The organism is Prescottella sp. D32 (assembly GCF_037287305.1).
Lineage (GTDB): Bacteria > Actinomycetota > Actinomycetes > Mycobacteriales > Mycobacteriaceae > Prescottella > Prescottella equi.
The window spans coordinates 1,982,402-2,004,415 of sequence record NZ_JARBSW010000001.1 but is presented as its reverse complement, the minus strand read 5'-3'; the positions used below and the strand labels follow the sequence as shown (position 1 = coordinate 2,004,415).

The window sequence follows — 22,014 nt, the reverse complement described above, 5'->3', positions numbered from 1 at the left end:
TCAGCTCCCGTTCCTTCGGACGATTCGGTCACACCCAGATTAATCGGCGGTCATGCGTTGCCGGCGCGCCAGGTCTCCCAGGGGATGTTCCAGTCGCCCAGGCCGTCGGTACCCGACAAGGTCCCCCCGACGGTGTTCTCGACGATCACGATGTCGCCGCGCTTGGTGTTGTCGTAGATCCACTTCGCGTTCGACGGGCTCAGGTTGAGGCACCCGTGGCTGGTGTTGGTGTTTCCCTGCTCGCTGAGAGACCAGGGTGCGGAGTGGAAGAAGATGCCGCTGTAGGACATTCGCGTGGCCCAGTCGACGGGCGTGCGGTAGCCGTCCGCCGAGTTCACCGGGACGCCGTAGGTGGACGAATCCATCACCAGGTGGTCGAAGCGATCTCCGATGATGTAGACGCCGTTGTCGGTGGGGGTGCTGTTCTTGCCCATCGACGTCGGCATCGTCTTGACGTCCTTACCGGCCACGTTCACCGTCACCTGCTTGGTGTCGTCGTCCGCGGTGATGACGACCGCATCCCCGATAGTGAACGAGGAGTGGACGTCCTCCTGCCCGAACATCCCCTTGCCGAGCTCGCGGCCGTAGACCTTGACGTCCACGGTCACCTTGCTTCCCGGCGCCCAGTAGTTCTGTGGACGCCAGCGGACCTCCCGGTTGTTGAGCCAGTAGAACGCGCCTTCGACAGGCGGCACCGTGACGATCTCGATCGCCGCCTCCGCCGCCTTGCGGTCCGGGATGTTCTCGTCGAACTGGACCGCGACCGGCTGCCCGATGCCGACGACGCTGCCGTCACCGGGCATCACGTACGGCTTGGTGAGGTTGCCCGGCGCACTCGTGGTGAAGGTGAGCGTTGTCGACGTCGAGCCGCCGAGCCCGTAGGCGTCGGCCCGCAGCGTGTACTTGCGGTTGTAACCGAGTGGCTCGGTGTTGGTCCAGGACAGCCCGTCCGGGGCAACCACGCCCTCGACGGCGCGTCCCTCTGGGTTGCTCAGCTCCACGTCGACCAGGCGACCGTCGGCGACGCGCACCGCTACCGGGTCACCGGGCGAGTAACCCACGGCCCCGTCGGTGACCGTCGTGGTGACGACCGGCTTGATCAACGACAGGAGCGGATTCGAGTCGATGGGCGCGTCCGACGACGTCGACGCCCCGGCCGGCCCGGTCGAGATGGTGCAGCCGGTGACGAGCATCACCGCCCCGAGCGCTGCAGCCACCGCCGCAACCACGACCGGAACCTTCGAACGTCCGACTAGCTCGCCGCGCCGACTCTCGACCCCGCGACCGATCTTCATGAAAACCCCACTTCACAACCACAACAACCACGACACACCCGCCTGGCGTGCCCCGCCCCGGCGCCGGAACCCGACCGGTCCGTCGCTCGCGCACCTGCATGATGCCAGTCCGACGACGCGCCCTCCGACGACGTGCCGGACAGTCGAGTAACGGTCGAATACCAATCGCTACCTGCGCCGCAGTGGTTACAGAGGGACTGATTTGCTTTCGTCGGAAGCGGTCCGTTAATGTTCTCCTCGCACCGAGCGGGGACACCCCGCCGAGGCAAAATGCGCCGCTAGCTCAACTGGCAGAGCAAGTGACTCTTAATCACTGGGTTCGGGGTTCGAGTCCCTGGCGGCGCACGCTGGATCGTCCACTGGACGTTCGAGCAGAGCTAGCGCCTATAGCTCAGTTGGTAGAGCAAGTGACTCTTAATCACTGGGTCCGGGGTTCGAGTCCCTGTGGGCGCACCGAGAAGGCCCCCGCACATCGTGCGGGGGCCTTCTTCGTGTCTCGGGAATCCGCCGCCCGCCGAACGACGAACGGGACATCAGGTACGCACCGTGACGCGGATGCGTGCCCCGACGTCCCGTTCGGAGATCGAGTGCGGATCGATCAGCGGAAGATCTTGCGCAGCACGAGCAGTCCGACGACGGCACCGGCACCGATGAGCGCCGCCTTGACAGCGGGCTCGTTCAGCTTCGCGAGCACCGTGTGCTTGGTGGTCTCGACCAGCCGCTTCGGATTCGTGCGGACGGCCAGCACGTCGAGTGTCTGCGCGAGCTGATTGCGGGCGTTCTCGATGTCCCGCTCGATGGCCTCGGTGTCCCTGGGCACGTGTCCTCCAACTGGTTCGAATGATGCGGCTGTGATGCTGCTGTGCCGGTCACGCTACCGGCCCGGCTCGACACAACCGTAGAACAGAAGAGCCGCCGCGGCGCAGACCGCACCCGTCAGGCCCCTTCGGTAGCCTCACTCGCTGTGACCGACAACAGGCTTGCCCCCGGAGACATCGCTCCCGAGTTCACCCTGCCCGACGCCGACGGCAACGAGGTGTCCCTCGCCGACTACCGCGGCCGCAAGGTGATCGTGTACTTCTACCCGGCCGCCAGCACGCCGGGCTGCACCAAGCAGGCGTGCGACTTCCGCGACAGCCTCGACGAGCTCAACGGCGCCGGCCTCGACGTCGTCGGTATCTCTCCCGACAAGCCGGCCAAGCTCGCGAAGTTCCGGGACAACGAGGGCCTGACCTTCCCGCTGCTGTCGGACCCGGAGAAGACGACGCTCACCGCGTGGGGCGCGTTCGGCGAGAAGAAGATGTACGGCAAGGTCGTCCAGGGCGTCATCCGCTCGACGTTCCTCGTCGACGAGGACGGCAAGATCGAGGTCGCACAGTACAACGTGCGCGCCACCGGTCATGTCGCCAAGCTGCGCCGCGACCTGTCCGTCTAGGCCCGCTCCGTTCACTCCCCCCGTTCGCCGAGGCCCAGCAGGAACAGGGCCTCGGCGACGGCGAGGTTCTCGATCTCCGACGGGTCGACGCTCTCGTTGGGCGCGTGGATGAGGGCCTGCGGCTCCTCCACTCCCATGAGCACGATCTCGGCGCCCGGGAACTGCTCGGCGAGCACGTTGCACAACGGGATGGTCCCGCCCTGCCCGGCCACGGCGAGCGGATGGCCGTACGCGGTCTCCAGTGCCGCCTGCAGCGCCGCGTAGCCCGGGCCCGACGTCTGCGCCTGGAACGGGGCACCGACGACCTCGCGCTCGACCCGCACGTGCGCGCCCCACGGGGCCGCGCCTTCCAGGTGGGCGACGAGCGCGTCCTGGGCCCGCTGAGGATCCATGCCGGGCGGCACCCGCAGGTTCAGGCGCGCCGATGCGCGCGGTTGGATTGCCGCCGCCGAACCGATCACGGGCGGGGCGTCGATGCCGAGGATGGTCAGCGCCGGCCGTGCCCAGACGGCGTCGGCGACCGATCCCGATCCGGTCAGCCGCACCCCGTCGAGCACGCCGGCGTCCTTGCGGAACTGCTGTTCCGGATACTGCGCGCCGTCCCAGTCCTGCGCGGTGTCGAGTCCGTCGACGACGGTGTTGCCGCCGTGGTCACGCAGCGTCGACAGCATCTGCACGAGCGCCGCGAGCGCGTCCGGCGCGGAGCCGCCGTACATTCCCGAGTGCAGTTCCCCTTCCAGGGTCTCCACGTGCACCACGACGTTCGCGATCCCCCGCAGACTCGTGGTGACCGTCGGCTGCCCCACGGCGACGTTGCCGGTGTCGGCGATCACGACGATGTCGGCGGCGAACAGGTCGGGACGGTCCTGCACCAGTTGCTCGAGACCACCGGTGCCGGTTTCCTCCGAGCCCTCCGACACGATCCGGATTCCGACGGGGAAGGCGTCCGCGACCGACGCCAGCGCGCGCAGCGCCAGCAGGTGCATGACGACGTTGCCCTTGCAGTCCGCCGCGCCGCGCCCGTACCAGCGCCCGCCCCGCTCGGTGAGCTCGAACGGCGGTGAATGCCAGAGTGCCTCCTCGCCGGCGGGCTGGATGTCGTAGTGGCTGTACAGCAGGACGGTGGGGGCGCCGTCCGGTCCCGGATGGTGCCCTACGACGGCCTTCGATCCGTCGGACGTCTCCACGAGCTCCACGTGCTCGATGCCGACCGACCGGAAGGCGTCGGCGACCCATTTCGCCGCCCCGGTGCACTGCTCCGGCGGCGCCTGGCGCGGATCGGCGATGGAACGGAATCCGACGAGCGTCGCGAGCTCGTCGCGCGCGGTCGGCATGAGCTGCCTCACCCGGGTCCGGATCTCGTCCGACTTCTCCACCACCACCGCACCTCCAGGACTCTCGACGTGACGCTCCGAGCCTACGAGCCCGGACGGACGCGCGTGAGCATCCGCGCGTTCCGCTAGGCCAGGGCGTCGGACGGCAGCCATTCGGCCCCGAACAGTTCCGCGATCGCCCCGAGGGTGCTCAGGTCGCCGTCGACGGACGCGGCAGCCACCAGCAGCCGCTGCACCATCGTCGTGGCGGCCAGTTCCTCGACGGTGCCCTCGCTGTAGAGCAGGAACCACGGGCACACCTGGTAGTCGCGGTGTGCGCGGCCGACCGTCTGCCGGGCAGCGATGCCGGAGTACCGCGGCTGATGGAACAGGCCGATCCGCGGCGTCGCGGTTGCGGACGTGCCGTCCGAGAGCTGTTCGTTCGCGTGGAGGCTGATCGCGGTGGTGGTCGTGAACACGCAGACCGGCGCCAGTCCGCGTTGGAACCGCAACCGCTGCTCCTCCGCGTCGGTGCGACCTCCGAAGATCCGTGCCACCGGGACACCGCGGGCCTCGAGTGCTTCCGCGATCGGTGCGGCCGCGGTCGACACCATCTCCGCGGCGATCACCACCTGATAGCCCCGTGCCACGTACGCCGCGGCGAGATCGACGGTGTGCGGGACCCGGATCATTCCGGCCTTCTGCCGGAACCTGAGCAGCGCAGCGAGACCCCGTGCGGTATCCGATCCGGTACGGGCCACGCCCATCTCACGTCGGAACTCGCCCCACTCGAGGTCGTACTGCTGTTGCTCCGTGGGTGTGAGCTCGACGCCGAGCCCGTCGATCGGTGCCGGCCCCCACGGAGAGTTGCGGTGCAGCATCAGGGGTGGATCGTGCGCGGTGAGCCAGCCGCGTACGACGGCGACGGCCTCGGCCTGCAACGCCACCCGCTCCAGGGCCTCCGGTGACCACTGCCAGGAACCGAATCTGCGGGCCAGCGGGAGCCCGGCGCGGGCGAGCCTCGCGCCGAGGTCGTCCCACTCCGCCGGGTCCTCGCCGTGGATCTGCGCGAACAGCGACGACAGGTATCGCCACTCGCCGGGGTGGTGTCCCGGAGTCGCCGTGACCGCGATGAGGAACGGCGCCCTGTCCGGCGGAGCGAGCATCTTCGTGATGCGGCGCATGTAGTCGGTGCGCTGGGACGTGTGCCGAAAGTTCTGCGCCTCGTCCGCGATGACGACGTCGAAAGCGAACTTGGGCCGGCCGTTGGCGGCGATCAGCTTCTTCAACTGGTCGGGAGAGCAGATCAGCCAGCGGTAGCCGCCGTCGCCGACCGCAGCGATCGTCGAACGCCACGACGGGATCGTGATCGCCGTCGGTCGGTCGACGATCACCAGCACGTTCGTGCCGCCGCGCTGCGCGAGTACCTCCTTGGCGCCGAGGACCGCCGAGATCGTCTTGCCCATGCCGACGTCGTCGAACAGAGCCATGCCGCGCATCCCGTGCCGCGCGGCGTCGGCGATCGCGCTGCCGGCCGCGAGTTGCTCCGGGCGCGGAGTCTTGGCAGCTGCCGTCGCCGAAGGCCCCCGCGTCCCGGCGAAGTCGTCCGCGAGCCACTGTTGGTAGCTGTAGGGCTTCGCGGCGAACGGCGCGAGCGACGCCGGCAGGTCACGACCGACGTACACGTGGCAACGGAGCTTCTTGTTCCAGGTGGCGCCCGCCGCGCTGACGCGGTGCGGGACGTCGAGCATCCACACCCGCTCCCCCGCCGCGGGTACGGGGAGAGCCGGGGCGGAAGCGGCCTTGCGAGCGGTTTTCTTCGCCGGACGTCGGCGAACGGTGCGGCCGGCCACGTCAGGAATCCGAGTTCGCGTCGTCGCCGGCGGCACCGGACTCGTAGCGCGAGACGATACGTTCGACCCCGTCGAGGAGGAGGCCCAGCGCGAACCGGAAGTCGGAGTCCTCCCAGTCCACGTCGTCCGCGGCGAAGGCAGCGCCGTCGAGGGCCGCGGTGAGCGCGGGAAACCGGGTCGGATCGATCAGCCGCGGCAGGATGGCCGCGTAGTTGTCCGACTCGGCGTTCACGACGAGATCGGCGGTGAATCGCGCCCGTCCGATGACATGGACCGAGACGTTCAGCGCCACCTGCACCTTGAGCGCCTCGGGTAGCCGCGTCGACGCGAGACAGCGGAGGGCGGCCTCGAGCCAGGCGATGTTGTTGGGCCCCAGCGGCGCCCCGTCGATCGGCAGGCGCAGCCACCAGCGGTGGCGCATCAAAGCGTCGTACTCGGCGCGCGCCCAGGTCTCGAGTCCGGCCCGCCAGGACACGTTCGCCGGGATGTCCGGTGGGGCTCCGATCACCCGGTCGGCAATCAGCTCGAGTAGCTCGTCCTTGCTCTCGACGTACCGGTACAGCGACATCGTGGTGAAGCCCAGGCGTTTGGCGACCCGCGCCATGGACAGCGCCGCGACGCCCTCCTCGTCCGCGAGTTCGATGGCGGCATCGAGGATCTCGTCGAGAGACAGACCCCGTTTGGGGCCGCGCCGACCGGACTCGTCCAATCCCCACGCCAGTTCCACGAATCGAGGCAGCGCCGCCTCCCCTGTGGTCTCCATCCGCGTCGTGCTCCTGCCTGTCACCCCGGTCGCTCTTGCGCTCATCCTAAAACTGCGTATGGTCTAAGCAGTTGTATATGTCATACACAGTTATGGGGAGGAGTGTTCGGATGAACCCACAATCTCTCGACCACGCCGTCGCGGTGACCGGGCTGCGCAAGGCTTTCGGCGAGCGAACGGTGCTGGGCGGAGTCGATCTGCACGTGCCCACAGGGTCGGTGTTCGCGCTGTTGGGAGCCAACGGCGCCGGCAAGACGACCACCGTCCGCGTGCTGTCGACGCTGCTGCCGTTCGACGCAGGACAGGTCCGGGTGGCCGGGCACACACTCCCGTCGCAGGCCCGCGCGGTCCGCGCCGACATCAGCGTCACCGGCCAGTACGCCTCGGTCGACAAGCTCTCGACCGGACGCGAGAACCTCGCCCTGATGGGCGAACTCCATCACCTCGGTCGCCGCGGAGCTCGGGCCCGCGCCGACGAACTGCTGCACCGGTTCGACCTCGTGGACGCCGCCGACCGCCGCGCCGACACGTACTCCGGAGGCATGCGGCGGCGCCTCGACCTCGCGATGAGCCTGGTCGCCCGGCCCAAGGTCCTGTTCCTCGACGAGCCGACGACGGGGCTGGACCCGCGCAGCCGCCGGGACATGTGGGACATGGTCCGGGAGCTGGTGCGCGAGGGCACCACGATCCTGCTCACCACCCAGTACCTCGACGAGGCGGAGGCCCTGGCCGACCGCATCGCAGTACTCGACGGAGGTCGAATCGTGGCAGAGGGGTCGGCGGACGAACTGAAGCGGCTCGTCCCCGGCGGTCATGTCGAACTGCGGCTCCAGGACGGCACACAGGCCGCGGCGGCCGCCGCCGCACTGCCCGAGGCGGTCGTCGACTCCGAGACGGCGACACTCACGATTCCCACCGACGGCAGCATCGGCTCCCTCGGGCGAATCCTCGCCCGCCTCGACGACCGGACGCTGTCCGTCGAACGATTCGCCCTGCACACGCCCGATCTGGACGACGTGTTCTTCGCTCTGACCGGCTCCGAGAAGAAGGAAGCTGTCCGATGACGACGCCCCTCGACGCGCGGCACGACGGCCGGACCATGATCGCGGATTCGTGGGCTATGTTGCGGCGCAATCTCACCCACCTCACGCGCAGCCCGGACACGATGATCACCGCGCTCGCGCTCCCCGTCATGCTGATGCTGCTGTTCGTGTACGTCTTCGGCGGCGCCATCGACACCGGCAGCGCGTACATCGACTACGTGGTGCCCGGAATCATCCTGCTGTGCGCCGCATTCGGTTCGGCGACGACGGCGGTGAGTGTGTCGGCCGACATGACCGACGGCATCATCGACCGCTTCCGCACGCTCCCGATCGCGCGTTCGGCGGTGCTCAACGGCCACGTGCTCGCCAGCGTCACCCGCAATCTCGTCACCAGCGCCCTCGTCGTGGCGGTGGCCCTACTGATGGGGTTCCGGCCCACCGCGAATCCCGTGCGCTGGCTGGGCGTGGTCGGTGTTCTGGCGTTGTTCGTGTTCGCGCTGTCGTACCTGGCGACCGCACTCGGCCTGCTCGCAAAGAATCCCGAGGCGGCCAACGGTTTCACCTTCGTCATCTTGTTCCTCCCGTACGTCAGCAGTGCGTTCGTGCCGGCGGAGACCATGCCGACGTGGCTGGGGTGGTTCGCGGAGAATCAGCCGGTCACGCCGATCATCGAGACCGTGCGCGGGCTACTGATGCAGACCCCGGTCGGCAACAGCGCATGGCTCGCCGTCGGGTGGTGCGTCGCGATCGCCGCGGTGGGGTACGCGGCCGCCACGACGCTGTACCGCAGGCGCACCGCCCGGTAGGCGGTACCGGAGGAAACACCAGAAGCGGGAACCTCGTCGAATCCGAACGAAAAGACAGATAACCTGTGCTCGTGGAGTCCACTACCAGCCGCCGTCCCCCTCGCCGGGTGGACCCCGCGCTGGAGGTCCAGAGCGACCCCCAGGAACTGATGCCGCGGAAGCGTCCCACCCAGGAACGCAGCCGTCGCAAGTTCGACGCATTGCTCAACGCGTCCCGCGAGTTGCTCGTCGACGTCGGGTTCGAGTCGTTCACGTGCGAGGAGGTCGCGGCGCGCGCCGACGTCCCCATCGGCACCCTCTACCAGTTCTTCGCGAACAAGTACGTGATCGTGTGCGAACTCAACCGGCAGGACCTGGTGGGTGTGCAGCAGGAACTCGAGGCGTTCGGTGGCGAGGTTCCGTCGCTCGACTGGCTGCGGTTCCTCAACACGTTCGTCGACCACATGGCCGGACTGTGGACGTCGGATCCGTCCCGCCGCGAGGTGTGGCTCGCGATGCAGTCGACGCCGTCCACCCGCGCGACGGGTGTGATCCACGAGAAGCAGTTCGCCGAGCGGGTCACGCGCATGCTCGCGCCTCTCACTCCCCACACGCCCCGCGAGCGCCGCACGATGATGGCCGAGGTCCTCGTCCACGTCGTGTACTCGATGCTCAATTTCTCGGTACAGGACGGGCAGAGCCACGCCGACGCGGTCGCCGAACTCAAGCGCCTGATGGTCGCGTATCTGCTTGTGGCCGAGAAGGAATCCCGCTCCAAGTAGCCGGGTACCGCGCCGCACGCGTGGCCGGTACCCGCTGCCCCCTGTAAACGAAGAACGAGGCCGGCCGACGGATTGTGTCCGTCGACCGGCCTCGTATTTTCCGTGCTCGATCAGCCGATGGGCGCGATCGGGTCAGGTTCTTCGATCACCACCATCGCGCCCGCGACGTCGCCGTCGTGGGTCAGCGACAGGTGGATCTTGGCGCTCGGCAGGAACTCCGCAGCCTCACCGTGCAGCTTGATGGTGGGTCGACCCCACGCATCGTTGACGACCTCCACCAGCGCGTAGGCGTTGTCACCGACGGCCGGCGGGCGAGCGAACCGCGATGCCGCCCAGGCCTTGATGACCGCCTCCTTCGCCGCCCAACGGACCGCGTAGTGCCGCGCCGGGTCGGTACTGCGGGACTCGCAGTACCGACGCTCGGCCGGTCGGAAGCTCGACAGCATCGCGGTGCCGGGTCGCTTCATCTGCTCTTCGAACTCAGAGATCGTGACGACGTCGAAGCCGATTCCGAGAACCGCCATCACTGGCACCCGGGCTTTCCGGCGCGGTACACGTGATCGGTACCCAGGCGCGCCTCCTCGGTGAGGAGCATGTCCGCCTCGAGCTGACGAGCAGCCTTGGCGGGCACCGCATCTCCACCGAATCGGCGGTCAGCGGGACGCTCGTACAGGGCCTCGCCACCGCACATCGCCGACGCCAGTCGGCGCTGTCCGTCGATGGTGCGCTGCTGCGCCTGCGCCAGGTACGCCTCGCGCTGATCCGCCGGGATCGACTCGACGAACGCCTGCGGGTGGACCACCGCGATCAGACCCGACACGTGACCGAAGCCGAGGCTGGTCAGCAGGCCTGCCTTGAGCGCGAACTCGTTCCCGAAGCGCAGCGGGGTCCGCGGCCACACCAGGTGCGAGAACTCGGCCATCTTGTCGTCGACGCAGTCCAGGCTGCGGTTCGGCGGGATGACGCCCTGGCCGAGGACCTGGCACAGGCCGATCAGCTGGAACGCCGCCGCGCCACCCTTGGCGTGACCGGTGAGCGTCTTCTGCGAGATGACGAACAGCGGGGCACCCTCGCTGCGGCCCAGGGCCGCCGCCAGTCGCTCGTGCAGTTCGGCCTCGTTCGGATCGTTCGCCGCCGTCGAGGTGTCGTGCTTGGAGACCACCGAGATGTCGTCGGCAGTGATACCGAGCGCGTTGAGCGACAGCGCGAGCTGCGAATCCTGTCCCCCGCGACCGGCGCCGAGGGCACCGATGCCGGGAGCCGGGATCGAGGTGTGGACGCCGTCGGCGAAGGAGCCGGCCCACGCGACCACGCCGAGGACCGGCAGGCCCATCTCGAGCGCGAGATCACCGCGAGCGAGCAGGATCGTGCCACCGCCGGCCGACTCCACGAAGCCGCCGCGACGTCGATCGTTGGCCCGCGAGAAGCGGTTGTCGGCAATGCCCTTCGCGGCCATCTCGTCCGACTTGGCGGTCGCCGACATGTCGCCGAAGCCGACGATGCCCTCGATACCCAGGTCGTCGAAGCCGCCGGCCACGACCAGCTTGGCCTTGCCGAGCTTGATCTTGTCGACGCCCTCCTCGACGGAGACCGCGGCCGTGGCGCACGCCGCGACCGGGTGCACCATCGCGCCGTAGCCGCCGACGTACGACTGCACGACGTGCGCCGCAATGACGTTCGGCAGGGCCTCCTGCAGGATGTCGTTCGCGCGGGACTCGCCGAGCAGTGTGTCGATGTACAGCGAGCGCATCGACGTCATGCCGCCCATGCCCGTGCCCTGCGTGTTGGCGACGAACGCCGGGTGCACCCAGCGCAGCAGCTCGGACGGGGTGAAGCCGCCGGTGAGGAACGCGTCGACGGTGGTGACGATGTTCCACAGCCCGACGCGGTCCACGGAGCCGGCCATGTCGGCGGGGATACCCCACTTGGTGACGTCGAATCCGGTCGGGATCTGGCCGCCGACCGTGCGGGTCAGCTTGACCTTGCGCGGCACGCGGATCTCGGTGCCGGCCTTGCGGGTGACGGTCCAGTCGCCGCTCTCCGGGTCCACCGCCGCGACGGTGTTCTCCGGGTCGGAATCGACGAACGCACGGGCCTCCGCCTCGGAGCCGACCACGAAGGACAGGTCCTTGTCGATGAACACCGACGTCAGCAGCGGCGCCGTGTTGTCGACCATCGCGCCCTCGTCGCCGTAGGTGCGGATGCCGCAACGCTCGACGACAGCGTCGTGGTAACGCTCGGCGATCTCTTCCTCGGGAACCAGATCGCCGCTCTCGACGTCGTACCAGCCCGGCTTGGGATCGTTCTCCCACGCAACCATTCCGGTGTTCCACGCCAGCTCGAGCACGCCGGCCGCCGACAGCTGCTCGTCGACCTCCATCTCGAAGCGGGTGCGCGCGGAGCCGTACGGGCCGAGCTCACCGGCGCCGACGATGACGACCAGGTCGGCCGGGTCGACATCCAGCTCGGGCCAGGACGGGGCGTCGAGCGCGTCGACGATCCGCGGCGGAGCAGGCAGGGCGGCAATGGAATTCGCGTCCTTCGACGCCTCGTCCTCGGCCTTGCCCGCAGCCTCGGCCGCCTCGGCGGCCTCCTTCGCGAGCGCCGGCAGGTCCAGGTCCACCTCGGCGAGCCCGCCGGTGAGATCCACCAGGCGCGGCGCGTCCGCAGCGGCGCGCTTGACCTCCGGGGTGCACGAGAGCAGCAGCTCGGTCGCCATCTCGTCGGTGGACCAGGTGCGCACACCCTTGGCCTCGACGGCCTCGACCATCGGGTCGTTGCCGCCCATGAGGCCGGTCCCGCGCACCCAACCGATCAACGCGTGAACGAGCGTGACCCGCTCGGCCCACGTGCGCTCGGCCGACCAGCGTCCGACTACCGCGTCGAGCGCCGCCTTCGACTCGCCGTAGGCACCGTCGCCGCCGAACAGGCCGCGGTTCGGCGAGCCGGGCAGCACGACGTGCAGGTGGGTGTCGACGTCACGGTCGTAGCCGATCTGCGACAGTCCGCCGATCAGGCGCTCCACCGACCACAGCAGGACCCGCATCTCCATCTCGGCGCGGGCACCCGCGTCGGACAGCTCGCCGGCCACTCGCGGTGCGGCGAACGGGAACAGCATCGTCGGCGTCATCGCCTCCTTGACGAGCTTCTTCGCGCCACCGGCCGTTTCGGTCTGGACATTGCCGACCCACTCGACCAGCGCGTCGACGTCGCTGTACGACGCCATGTTCGCGGGCACCACCCACAGGGCGGCACCGGCGCGGGCGTTCGCGGCATAGAGCTTGCGGTAGAAGCCGAGTCGGTCGCTGTCGAGGCGCGAGGTGGTCACGACGACCGTCGCGCCGCCGCCGAGCAGCCTGCCGGCGACCGATGCGGCGATCGAGCCCTTGCTGGCACCGGTGACGACCGCGATCTCACCGGTGTACTGCCCGGTCTCCTCGATCGGGGCGACCGCGACCTTTGCGATGCGGCCGTACAGCTCGGCCAGCGTCGTGCGGCCCTCCGCGGTGGCGCGCTGCTGCCACCACTGCGCGTGGGCGGCCACGGCGGCACCGGCGCCGTCGAAACGCTCGACGGTCAGGTCGATCTCACCGGTCCAGCCGCGTGCGAGGTCCTCGCGGGCGGTGGCCCAGCGGTCGTCGATCAGGACGGCCTTCTTGGCGTCGAACGCCGGGGCGACCAGGCGCGGCCAATCGGAGCCGAGCTCGGCCGACACGAGGTCGACGAGCGCGGTGTCGTCCGCGGCGACCGCGGCAGCGGCCGACTCGCTGAAGCCGAGCTGCTCGAGCACCAGACGTGCGGCCGAGGCCAGCACGCCGTTGCGGCCGGTGATGGCCTCGGTGAACTCACCGAGCGCGGCAGCGTCGACGGTTCCGCCCGCTCCCCCGCCGGCAGCCGGCATGGAGACGGCCACGCCGCGGCGGGATGCGACGGCCTGGACGGCGGCGTCGACGAGGGCGTCGACGGCAGCACCGTCGGCGACAGCACCCTCGTGCAGCCCGCCCATCGCGCCACCGCGGACGCTCGAGCCGTCACGGGTACCGAGGGCCACCTCGGCGGTCACGTGGGTGGCCCAGCCGTCGCCGAGCTCCCAGACCTTCTTGACGCGATCCGCGATGGCGGCCGGACGCTTGCCGGACGGACCGAAGACCTTGCGCAGGTGATCGCCAATCGAGTCGGACAGCACCGGGCCGAACGGCTTGTACGTGCGGGCCAGGCGATCGACCGTGACCGCGAGCGATCCCATGTCGGCGTCGGCGGCGCCGTCGATGGCACCGAGCGACAGCTCCGACCCGAGGTCGACGAGCAGCTGGTTGCGGCGCGAGGACACGCCGTCGCACAACGCCTCGATGGTGTCGGCGGGACCGATCTGGTCCGGGCGCAGCTTGGTCCAGAGCGCGATGAGCACCTTGGTGGCGTCGGCGGCCTTGAACGCGATGTCGTCGGGGCGCGGACCACCGGTGGGTGCGGCCGGGGCCGCGACGGGAGCAGCAGCAGCCGGAGCCGCGGCAGGCGCGGCACTTTCCACGGGCTCGTCGTCCTCCACCGGCGCCGGATCGACGTCGGTGCTGTAGACGATCGACGCCTCGCGCTCGATGTTGAGCACCTCGACCTTGGTGTTCGCGTGCTCGTCCAGCTTGAGGGTCTGCGACGCCAGGTTCGCGACGGTCGGGGTAGCCCCCAGACCGATCTCGACGAATCGCTCGACACCGAGTCCGCCGTCGGCCTCGTCGGTGAACAGCAGGTCCTGCGTCTCGATCCAGCGGACCGGGCTCGCGAACTGCCACGCCAGCAGCTCGACGAGGATGACGCGGGTCAGCGCGACGGGACGCTCGCTCCAGCTGTCGAAGTCCGCCAGTACCGCCTGCAGCTGCTCGGACGGCACCAGGTCGGCGATCTCCTGGACGAAGTCGCGACCCAGGTTGAACAGCCGGGGAACGAGGTTCGGGATGTAGCGGCCGATCAGCAGCGACGGGTCGATGTCCTGCGGCAGCAGCTCGTCGAGCTTGGCGCGGAAGTCGTCCACGCCGCCGCGCAGGACGGTCGAGTGGAACGGCACGTCGATGCCGGGCACCAGGATGAACGCGCGCTTGCCACCGAACGCCTCACGGCGGATGTCGATCTCACGCTCGAGCGCCTCGAGCCCCTTGACCGTGCCGGCGATCGCGTACTGCGAACCCTTGAGGTTGAGGTTGACGATCTGCAGGAATTCCCCGGTCGCCTCGGCGACACCGCCCACGAACGCCTGCAGCTCGTCGTCGGCGACGCCGATCTGCGACGGGCGGATCGCGGCCATGCGGTAGTCGCTGCGGCCCGCACCGTCGCGGGGCACCAGTTCGTGCATTGCCGATCCACGCTGGAAGACCACCTCGAGGAGCGCCTCGAGCGGCAGCACGCCGGCGACCGCGGTGAGGGCGTTGTACTCGCCGACCGAGTGACCGGCCAGGTAGGAGCCCTCGACGAACGCGCCGGACTCGCGGAGTTCAGCGACCTGCGCGACACCGAGGGTCGCCATCGCGACCTGCGTGAACTGGGTCAGGTGCAGCACGCCGTCCGGGTGCCGGTGCTCCACCCCGCGCGCCTTGACGAGCGTCGGGTTGTCGCGGACGACGGCCAGGATCGAGAAGCCGAGTGCCTCGCGGGTGTGCTTGTCGGCACGCTCCCAGACCTCACGCGCGGCCTTGCTGCGCGAGCGGGCGTCGAGGCCCATGCCCGGGCGCTGGATGCCCTGGCCGGGGAAGGCGTACACGGTCTTCGGCGCCGCTGTGCGACCCGTCGCGACCATCACCAGGTCACCGTCGACGCGGCAGCCGACCTCGACGATCTCGTCGCCGTGATCGGTGGCGACCCGGTCGACGCGGACGTCGATCTCGGCGCCGGGGCGGACCATCCCGAGGAAGCGGGCGGTCCACGCGGTCAGGCGACGGGTCGGCACCTTCGATGCGGGGTCGACGGCGACGACGGCCTGCTGCGCGGCGGCCGACAGCCACATGCCGTGCACGATCGGGCTGCCCAGACCGGCGAGCAGCGCCGCGGCGTCGGAGGTGTGGATCGGGTTGTGGTCGCCGGAGACGCGGGCGAACGCGGCCATGTTGCGCGGCGCCACCATCTTCAGATCGCGGCGGCGACGACGCGGGGTTTCCGCGACGTCGGCGGACAGCGATCCGCCGGCGCGAGCCGGATCGGCCAGCTCGCCCTTGCCGGTGCGGCCACGAATCGCGAAGCGCTCGGTGAGCGTCGCGACGGCGGGAGCCTCGAGGCCCTCACCGAGCATCGCGCCGACCTCGACGCGGACCTCGACGACACGACCCATGTCGGTGTCGATGACATCGCCGGCCTCGGCACGGACCACGAGAATGCTCGTCTCCGTGGGCAGTTCGCCGACGAGGTCGACCGCGTGATCGAGGTGGACCAGGTCGAGCATGCCCTCGATGACGTGCACGCCGGACTCGGTGGTGGCGGCACCGAGCGCCGCGAACACGGCAGGCCAGCACGCGCCGACGACGACGTCGGGCACGGCCTTGCCGCTGGTGCTCACGGTCTGGGGCAGGCCCACACCGGTCACGCCGGCGTGGTCGGCGACCAGATCCGGGGTCCACGCCAGGTTGATGTGCGCGACACCGTTCTTCACCTGCGGAAGCTCCTGCCCCGCAGCGACACCCAACAGTGCCGACATCGACGCCTCGGCGTCGGCCTGGGTCACGACGGGGGCGCCGCCGTCACGGACGGTGACGGGCACCGTGATGCGGATCTCGACGGCCTTGCCCTGCGCGAGCGGCACGGTCAGATCGACGTGCTCGTCGTCGGCGACGACGAGGCGGGCGCCGGTCTTGTCGTGGCTGGCGACGGTGTCGGACTCGATCGTCCACTCGTCGACGGCGCCGAGACGGCGAACCGGGTTCTGCGTCAGGCGCGCGGCCCACAGGACGTCCGGGGCGGTGAGGACGGCGTCGAGCAGTCCGGTGCCGAAGCCGCCGTGACGACGACCGGCGATCGGGGTCGGGGTGGCGCCGGCGGCGACCAACTCGTCCGCGGTGGCCTTCTCGAAGCGGTCGAGCAGCTCACCGACCGGCTCGTCGACGCGGGTGATGCCGGCGACCGCGACGGTGCCGGGAATGATGCACACCTGGTCGGCGGTGTAGCGCGGGTCGTGGGCCTGCCACAGCGAATCCGAACGCCACCAGCGTCGGACGTCACCGTCGACGACGGGAACGAAGTTGACCGGCTTGCCGGGGGTCTTGCACAGCGCGACGAAGAACGGGACGTCCGCCGGGTGCAGCACCGTGGTGGCGTAGTCGGGGTACGCCGCCTCGAGAGCGCAGAGCGCTGCGAAGGGCTGGTCCAGCGTCGCAGGGTCCGCGAACAGCGTCTGGATGGGGCCGCGGTCGTTGCGGTGCAGTCGGGCCTCGGCGCGCTGCAGCATCTCGCCGAAGCGATCCCGCCACGACACGTCCAGCCACACCGACTGCGTGGCGTCGACGATCGCGTCCTGCACGTCGCCGCCGCAGTCGAACGCCTGCGCGGAGTCGACGCCCACGGCCAGCTCCAGGTAGCGGCGCAGCCACTGCTGGTAGGTCATCGAGGCGACGTCGCCGAAGTACGGCTTGGCGGTCACGTCGAGCGCGGCGATGATCTCGTCGCGGCGGGCCGCGACGGCGTCGGCGTCACCGGCGACCTCGTCGAGCAGACGGCCCGTGCGCGACGCGGCGTTGTCGATCTCGTGGATGTCGGCACCGAGCTGGCTGCGGCCGGAAGCCATGCCGCCCTGCGCGGTTCCCGCACCGACCCAGTCGGGGGTGCCGGGGGTGTCGACGAGCATCTGCTTGACGTCGGGCGAGGTGGTGGCCTCGAGCGTCGCCATCGCGGCGGTGCCGACGAGGATGCCGTCGAGCGGCATCGCCGGGAACCCGTGCTCGGTGGCCCAGCGTCCGGTCAGGTAGTCGGCGGCCCGCTCGGGGGTGCCGATGCCGCCGCCGACACACAGCACGAGGTTGTCGCGGGTGCGCAGCTCGGCGTACGTGGCGAGCAGCAGGTCGTCGAGGTCCTCCCACGAGTGGTGGCCACCGGCGCGGCCGCCCTCGATGTGGACGATGACCGGGAAGTCCGGGACCTCGTTCGCGATGCGGATCACCGAGCGGATCTGCGCGACGGTGCCCGGCTTGAACGCGACGTAGCTGAAGCCGGCCTCGGTCAGCTCGTCGATGATCGTGACGGCTTCGTCGAGCTCGGGGATGCCGGCGGTGACGACGACGCCGTCGAACGGTGCGCCCGCGGCGCGGGCCCGCGGGACGAGGCGCTTGCCACCCACGTGCAGCTTCCACAGGTACGGGTCCAGGAACATCGAGTTGAACTGGACGGCGCGGCCCGGCTCGAGCAGCCCCTTCAGGCCCTCGACGTTGTCGGCGAAGATCTGCTCTGTGACCTGGCCGCCACCGGCGAGCTCGGCCCAGTGGCCGGCGTTCGCGGCGGCAGCGACGATCGCGGGATCGACGGTGGTGGGGGTCATGCCCGCGAGCAGGATCGGCGAGCGTCCGGTGAGCTTCGTGAACGCGGTCTCGACGGCGACGCGGCCGTCGGGCAGGGTAACGGCCTTGGGCGCGAACTCCGTCCACGCCCGAGCGACCTCGGGGGTGGCACCGGGGGTGAGCAGGTTGCGGTGGCCACCGCGGGTGGAGGCGGCGAGGATGCCGACGCCGTGGCCGCGCAGGCCCGCGGACGTCATGCGGGTGAGCAGATCGCCGGGTCCGAGGTCCAGGATCCAGCGAGCGCCGGACTCGACGGCGCCTTCGACGGCGTCGACCCAGTCGACCGGGTCGACGAGGACGGCCTGCGCGAGCGCGCGCACCTGGTCGGCGTCGAGACCACAACGGGTGGCCCAACCACCGATGATGTCGACGGCCTCGGCCAGCGCGGGGTGGTGGAAGCCGATCTCGACCGAGAGCGACTCGAAGACAGGCGAGAAGACTGCGCCACCACGGGTCTTGGCATCGCGTTCACGGGCCTCGTCGGCTGCGATCTGCTCGCAGCGCTGCTGGACCCGTGCGAGCTGAGCCGGCGGGCCCGACAGCACGACGCGACGACGCCCGTTGCGGATCGCCAGGACGGCGGCGCGCTCGGCCGTCTGGCCCTCGGCCAGCTCGGCGACGATGACGGCCAACCGCTCGGGGTCGACGTTGGAGACGGCCAGCATCGGCGAGCGGTCGGCACCGGCGATGATTCCGCGGCGACGGCCGACGAGACCCGCAGCGGCACCGATGAGCTGGGCGGTTGCGAGCAGCGCGCCGTCCGCGGCACCGCCGCCTGCGACGGCAGCGGCGGCGATCAGGCCCTGCGAGTGGCCGATGGTGGCGACCGGGGCGTTCACCGCGGGGTCGAGGCCCTGCTGCTGCAGCGCGCGCAGCGCGGCCAGCTGGGTGAGGAAGACGCCGGGCAGCGAGACCGCGGCCGACGTCAGGGCAGCCTCGGACGGTCCCGCGGGCGCGGTCTCGTCGTCGGCGAGTTCCTGTTCCAGAATCCACGCGATCGGATCGAAACCGACCGGGCGGACGACGAGGAGATCCTGCGCGACCGGCTCGAGCATCGCGGCAGCCTCGTTCACGAGCTCCGTGAGCGTCGGCTCCAGACCGCTGTCGCGGGTCAGTTCGGCCAGTGCGCTCAGCCACGGGGCACCCTGCCCACCGAACGCGAGCGCGTACGGCTCGCCGGCACGCAGACGGTCCACGAGGGGTCCCTGCGCCGCGGAACGGACCGGAGTCCGATCAGCACCGAACTGGCTCTGCTCCTTCGAGGTTCGTCCGTTTCCTGCAGTGTCGTCGATCGTCACTGAAGTTGTGTCCTCTCCTGGTTCCCTCACGGGAGGTAGGTCTTGGTCGGCCGCCCTCGGCAGAGCTGACGCGTGGCATCCCGAGACACCCACGGCACCCCTCGAATTCACTTCGGAATCCAGCGAATCCGGGCGTGTAAAGGTTGGCACAGAATCATGAGGAAAGCCTCACGTTTGTCCGCCGACCCCGTTCCTACCAGCGAGTATCGAGTGACATTGCGCACACCGTCGCCCTCAAGTGACTCGTGAGTAGACCTCGTAACCGCGGGTCAGGTGGCATGCGAGGACGTCCACAAACCTGAGGGAACCCTCACGTTGATTGTTACCAATTCGTGATCACCTTGACGGCGGCGCCCAGACGTGCGGCAGGCGCTGTCGGACCGTCGCCGTTGTCGGAGGACGCCGCTACCGTGCGACGCGTCAATCGAAATCCAGGGGGGATTCATGACCGACAATCGGATTCGCGCACTCGTCGGATACATCGGCACCGCGTTGCCGCCCGACCGCTCACACTGGCCGGCCGGCTGGCCACGCGAGGCCGAGGCAGCGCTGCTCGACGCGATCTTCGCGGCCCGCGCCACCTACGGCACCCCGACGTCCGGCGTCCGGCGGGTCGTCGCCAACTGGCGCGCGCACCGGAAGCACGAGCTCGACGATCTTGGCGCGCTGGCTGCCTTCGCCGACGCCCCGGACCACCTCGCGGAAATCCTCGACAACCGGCAGCGAGTGCCGGGCAACTACACCACCAAGGCCGAGGCGGCGGCCCTCGCGGCGGCGGCATTGATCGACGCCGGAATTCCCGGCAGCGAACGGATCGGGGACGGCCGACGCGCGCGGGAGGCGATCACCGCGGTTCCGGGACTGGGGGGCGCCACGTGGGAGACCTTCGTCCTGCAACTCGGGCTGGTCGGCCCCGCAGCGCTCGGTGCAGTGCACGGGTTCGTCGCGCAGGCGCTGGGCCCCGCCGAACCACCGGTGAGCGAGGCATGCGCCCTCGAACTTCTCGCCTCCGCATCCGAGACCGAGAACATCCCACCGGCCGCCCTCCTCAACGCCGTGTGGCGGTACGGACGAGCCCGGTCGATCAGACCGAAACCGTTGTCCGCGTAGCTGAATCACCTCACGGGTGCGGTCGGCCGGTCCTGCGGTTCAGGACCGGCCGGCGGTGGCGTAGGCTGACATCGCTCGCGCGAGTGGCGGAATTGGCAGACGCGCTGGATTTAGGTTCCAGTGTCTCAGGACGTGGGGGTTCAAGTCCCCCCTCGCGCACCACGGCGGCCGTGTCGTCGCCTCTACGCCACGTCCTCTGCGGCAAGGGTGGCGAAGGATCGGCGCAGGAGGTCGACTGCGTCCACCCCCTCGGATTCGGCCCAGGTGCTCAGGGCGATGTCGAAACAGGCGAGTGCGGACTGCACGAGCGTCTGTGCCCGAAGTTGCGCATAGTCGCCGTTCAGACGTGCCTCCACAACGGGAACCAACATCTTCGCCCAACCCAGGTGCTTCTCGAGGTTTCGGGCACGAAGTGACGCGGTGCTGGTGAGCACCCGCATGGTCCGCTTGCTCCGCTCTTCCTCACCGGCGTTGCGCGGGCGAGACAGCAAGGCTTCGAAAGCGATTCGCAACGAGACCAGGGGCGGTTCGTCGGTCGGGCGCGAGGCAAGCCCGTCGCGGACGAATTCACCCCAGCGAGTCAGGTCCCCGATGACCGCATCCTCCTTGGCGGGGAAGTACCGATGGAAACTCCGCGCGGAGATCCCGACCTCGGCAGCGATCTGTTCGACGGTGACGGACTCGAAACCGTGCTCGGCGAACAGGTCGATCGCGACATCGGATATGCGCGTGCGCACAGCTTCACGGGTGATGTCGCGCAAACGCGGGGCGGGTGCCGGGGAACTGTCCACATCGGCAGCATACATGGACAAACTTGTCAGCCTCTGACACATTGGTCTGCAACTGCCAGCGAGGAGGATCCATGGAAGAACGCACACTCGGCAAACAAGGACTCACGGTCTCCGCCCTGGGCTACGGCGCGATGGGCACGGCAATCGGCTACGGCCCGACCGACGACGTCGAATCGATTGCCGCGATCCGTGCCGCACACGATCTCGGCGTGACGATGTTCGACACCGCCGAGATGTACGGCTGGGGCGAGGGCGAGAGGTTGCTCGGCCGCGCCTTGGCTCCGGTGCGTGACGACGTCGTGATCGCCACGAAGTTCGGACTCACCCGGTCGTTCGGGGCCGACTCGCGTCCCGAACACATCCGCGAGGTCGTCGACGCCAGCCTGCGCAACCTCGGCATCGACACGATCGATGTGCTCTACCAGCACCGTCCGGACCCGACTGTGCCCATCGAGGACGTGGTCGGCACGATGGCGGAGTACGTCCAGGCGGGCAAGGTTCGGTATCTGGGTCTGTCCGAGGCCGACGAGGCGACGATCCGCAAGGCGCACTCGGTTCATCCGATCTCGGTCCTGCAGAGCGAGTATTCGATCTTCACCCGTGAGGTCGAGTCGCTCTTCCCCGTGCTCGAGGATCTCGGTATCGGTTTCGTCGCCTACTCGCCTTTGGCCCGGGGGTTCCTCAGCGGCGCTGTCTTCTCCCGAGACCACTACGACGCGAACGACTTCCGTCGACACCTGCCGTGGTGGGACCCGCAGAACTTCGATGCCAACCTCGCGATCGTCGACGGCCTCGACGCTCTGGCCCGTCGAAAGGATGCCACTTCGGCCCAACTGGCGTTGGCCTGGCTCCTGACCCGCCGGGACTACGTGGTCCCGATCCCCGGTTCCCGCAACCCATCCCGGGTCGCACAGAACATCGCCGCCTCGGACCTGGTACTGGACGCCGAGGATCTCCGTGCCGTCGACCGTGTCGCCGGCGGAGGCGGGATCGGCAACCGGAACTGAGCATCGCCGTCCTT

Annotated in this window: 14 protein-coding genes and 3 tRNA genes; 9 read left to right on the top strand and 8 right to left on the bottom strand. The window is 69.5% G+C overall.

Annotated elements, in window-relative coordinates; translation table 11 throughout:
• Positions 1 to 50 precede the first annotated feature (50 nt).
• Positions 51 to 1,295 (bottom strand): L,D-transpeptidase, encoded by a 1,245-nt coding sequence (locus PSS76_RS09215; RefSeq protein ID WP_419179086.1) that lies wholly within the window; start codon positions 1,293 to 1,295, stop codon positions 51 to 53.
• Positions 1,296 to 1,567: 272 nt separating this feature from the next.
• Here PSS76_RS09215 and PSS76_RS09210 point away from each other — a divergent pair.
• Both PSS76_RS09210 and PSS76_RS09205 read left to right on the top strand, forming a co-directional pair.
• Positions 1,568 to 1,640: transfer RNA gene (locus PSS76_RS09210), tRNA-Lys, on the top strand.
• 35 nt (positions 1,641 to 1,675) lie between these two features.
• Positions 1,676 to 1,748, top strand: a tRNA-Lys gene (locus tag PSS76_RS09205).
• 145 nt (positions 1,749 to 1,893) lie between these two features.
• Here the strand turns inward: PSS76_RS09205 and PSS76_RS09200 are convergent.
• Positions 1,894 to 2,115, bottom strand: coding sequence for a DUF3618 domain-containing protein (locus PSS76_RS09200; protein ID WP_013416562.1), 222 nt, complete (start codon positions 2,113 to 2,115; stop codon positions 1,894 to 1,896).
• Between the two features lie 144 nt (positions 2,116 to 2,259).
• Here PSS76_RS09200 and bcp point away from each other — a divergent pair, with 144 nt between their 5' ends.
• Positions 2,260 to 2,730 carry a thioredoxin-dependent thiol peroxidase gene (gene bcp / locus PSS76_RS09195; protein ID WP_022596838.1) on the top strand — a complete coding sequence of 157 codons (471 nt, stop codon included), beginning with the start codon at positions 2,260 to 2,262 and terminating at the stop codon, positions 2,728 to 2,730.
• Between the two features lie 11 nt (positions 2,731 to 2,741).
• On the opposite strand, the gene PSS76_RS09190 is transcribed toward bcp, so the two are convergent.
• From PSS76_RS09190 to PSS76_RS09180, 3 genes are all read right to left on the bottom strand, one after another.
• Positions 2,742 to 4,112, bottom strand: a complete 1,371-nt coding sequence (locus tag PSS76_RS09190; protein WP_084866364.1) for a dipeptidase — start codon at positions 4,110 to 4,112, stop codon at positions 2,742 to 2,744.
• A 77-nt stretch (positions 4,113 to 4,189) separates the two neighbouring features.
• Positions 4,190 to 5,896 (bottom strand): DEAD/DEAH box helicase, encoded by a 1,707-nt coding sequence (locus tag PSS76_RS09185; RefSeq protein ID WP_084866363.1) that lies wholly within the window; start codon positions 5,894 to 5,896, stop codon positions 4,190 to 4,192.
• Between the two features lies 1 nt (position 5,897).
• Positions 5,898 to 6,659: a TetR/AcrR family transcriptional regulator gene (locus PSS76_RS09180; RefSeq protein ID WP_005512123.1), complete on the bottom strand. Its 762-nt coding sequence runs from the start codon at positions 6,657 to 6,659 to the stop codon at positions 5,898 to 5,900.
• Positions 6,660 to 6,769: 110 nt separating this feature from the next.
• On the opposite strand from PSS76_RS09180, the gene PSS76_RS09175 reads away from it, so the two are divergent.
• From PSS76_RS09175 to PSS76_RS09165, 3 genes are all read left to right on the top strand, one after another.
• On the top strand, positions 6,770 to 7,723 hold the full coding sequence (locus PSS76_RS09175) for an ATP-binding cassette domain-containing protein (RefSeq protein ID WP_081182148.1): 954 nt from the start codon (positions 6,770 to 6,772) through the stop codon (positions 7,721 to 7,723).
• On the top strand, positions 7,720 to 8,508 hold the full coding sequence (locus tag PSS76_RS09170) for an ABC transporter permease (protein ID WP_337456123.1): 789 nt from the start codon (positions 7,720 to 7,722) through the stop codon (positions 8,506 to 8,508). Before PSS76_RS09175 ends, PSS76_RS09170 begins: the two co-directional genes overlap by 4 nt.
• A 107-nt stretch (positions 8,509 to 8,615) precedes the next feature.
• Entirely contained in the window at positions 8,616 to 9,269 is a 654-nt protein-coding gene (locus PSS76_RS09165) for a TetR/AcrR family transcriptional regulator (RefSeq protein WP_013416568.1), read from the top strand.
• A 110-nt stretch (positions 9,270 to 9,379) separates the two neighbouring features.
• Here PSS76_RS09165 and acpS read toward each other — a convergent pair whose 3' ends face one another.
• Together acpS and PSS76_RS09155 are read right to left on the bottom strand one after the other, a co-directional pair.
• Positions 9,380 to 9,793: a holo-ACP synthase AcpS gene (acpS, locus tag PSS76_RS09160; protein WP_005512119.1), complete on the bottom strand. Its 414-nt coding sequence runs from the start codon at positions 9,791 to 9,793 to the stop codon at positions 9,380 to 9,382.
• The gene (locus PSS76_RS09155; RefSeq protein ID WP_337456122.1) at positions 9,793 to 19,092 is read right to left on the bottom strand and encodes a fatty acid synthase subunit beta domain-containing protein; all 9,300 of its coding nucleotides are present in this window, start codon (positions 19,090 to 19,092) and stop codon (positions 9,793 to 9,795) included. Before PSS76_RS09155 ends, acpS begins: the two co-directional genes overlap by 1 nt.
• Positions 19,093 to 19,536: 444 nt before the next feature.
• On the opposite strand from PSS76_RS09155, the gene PSS76_RS09150 reads away from it, so the two are divergent.
• Together PSS76_RS09150 and PSS76_RS09145 are read left to right on the top strand one after the other, a co-directional pair.
• Entirely contained in the window at positions 19,537 to 20,202 is a 666-nt protein-coding gene (locus PSS76_RS09150; protein WP_013416570.1) for a DUF8548 family protein, read from the top strand.
• Positions 20,203 to 20,279: 77 nt separating this feature from the next.
• Positions 20,280 to 20,364: transfer RNA gene (locus PSS76_RS09145), tRNA-Leu, on the top strand.
• 20 nt (positions 20,365 to 20,384) lie between these two features.
• On the opposite strand, the gene PSS76_RS09140 is transcribed toward PSS76_RS09145, so the two are convergent.
• Positions 20,385 to 20,993 (bottom strand): TetR/AcrR family transcriptional regulator, encoded by a 609-nt coding sequence (locus PSS76_RS09140; RefSeq protein WP_233284580.1) that lies wholly within the window; start codon positions 20,991 to 20,993, stop codon positions 20,385 to 20,387.
• 71 nt (positions 20,994 to 21,064) lie between these two features.
• Between PSS76_RS09140 and PSS76_RS09135 the strand changes: the two genes are divergently transcribed.
• On the top strand, positions 21,065 to 22,000 hold the full coding sequence (locus tag PSS76_RS09135) for an aldo/keto reductase (protein ID WP_084866360.1): 936 nt from the start codon (positions 21,065 to 21,067) through the stop codon (positions 21,998 to 22,000).
• Positions 22,001 to 22,014 lie beyond the last annotated feature (14 nt).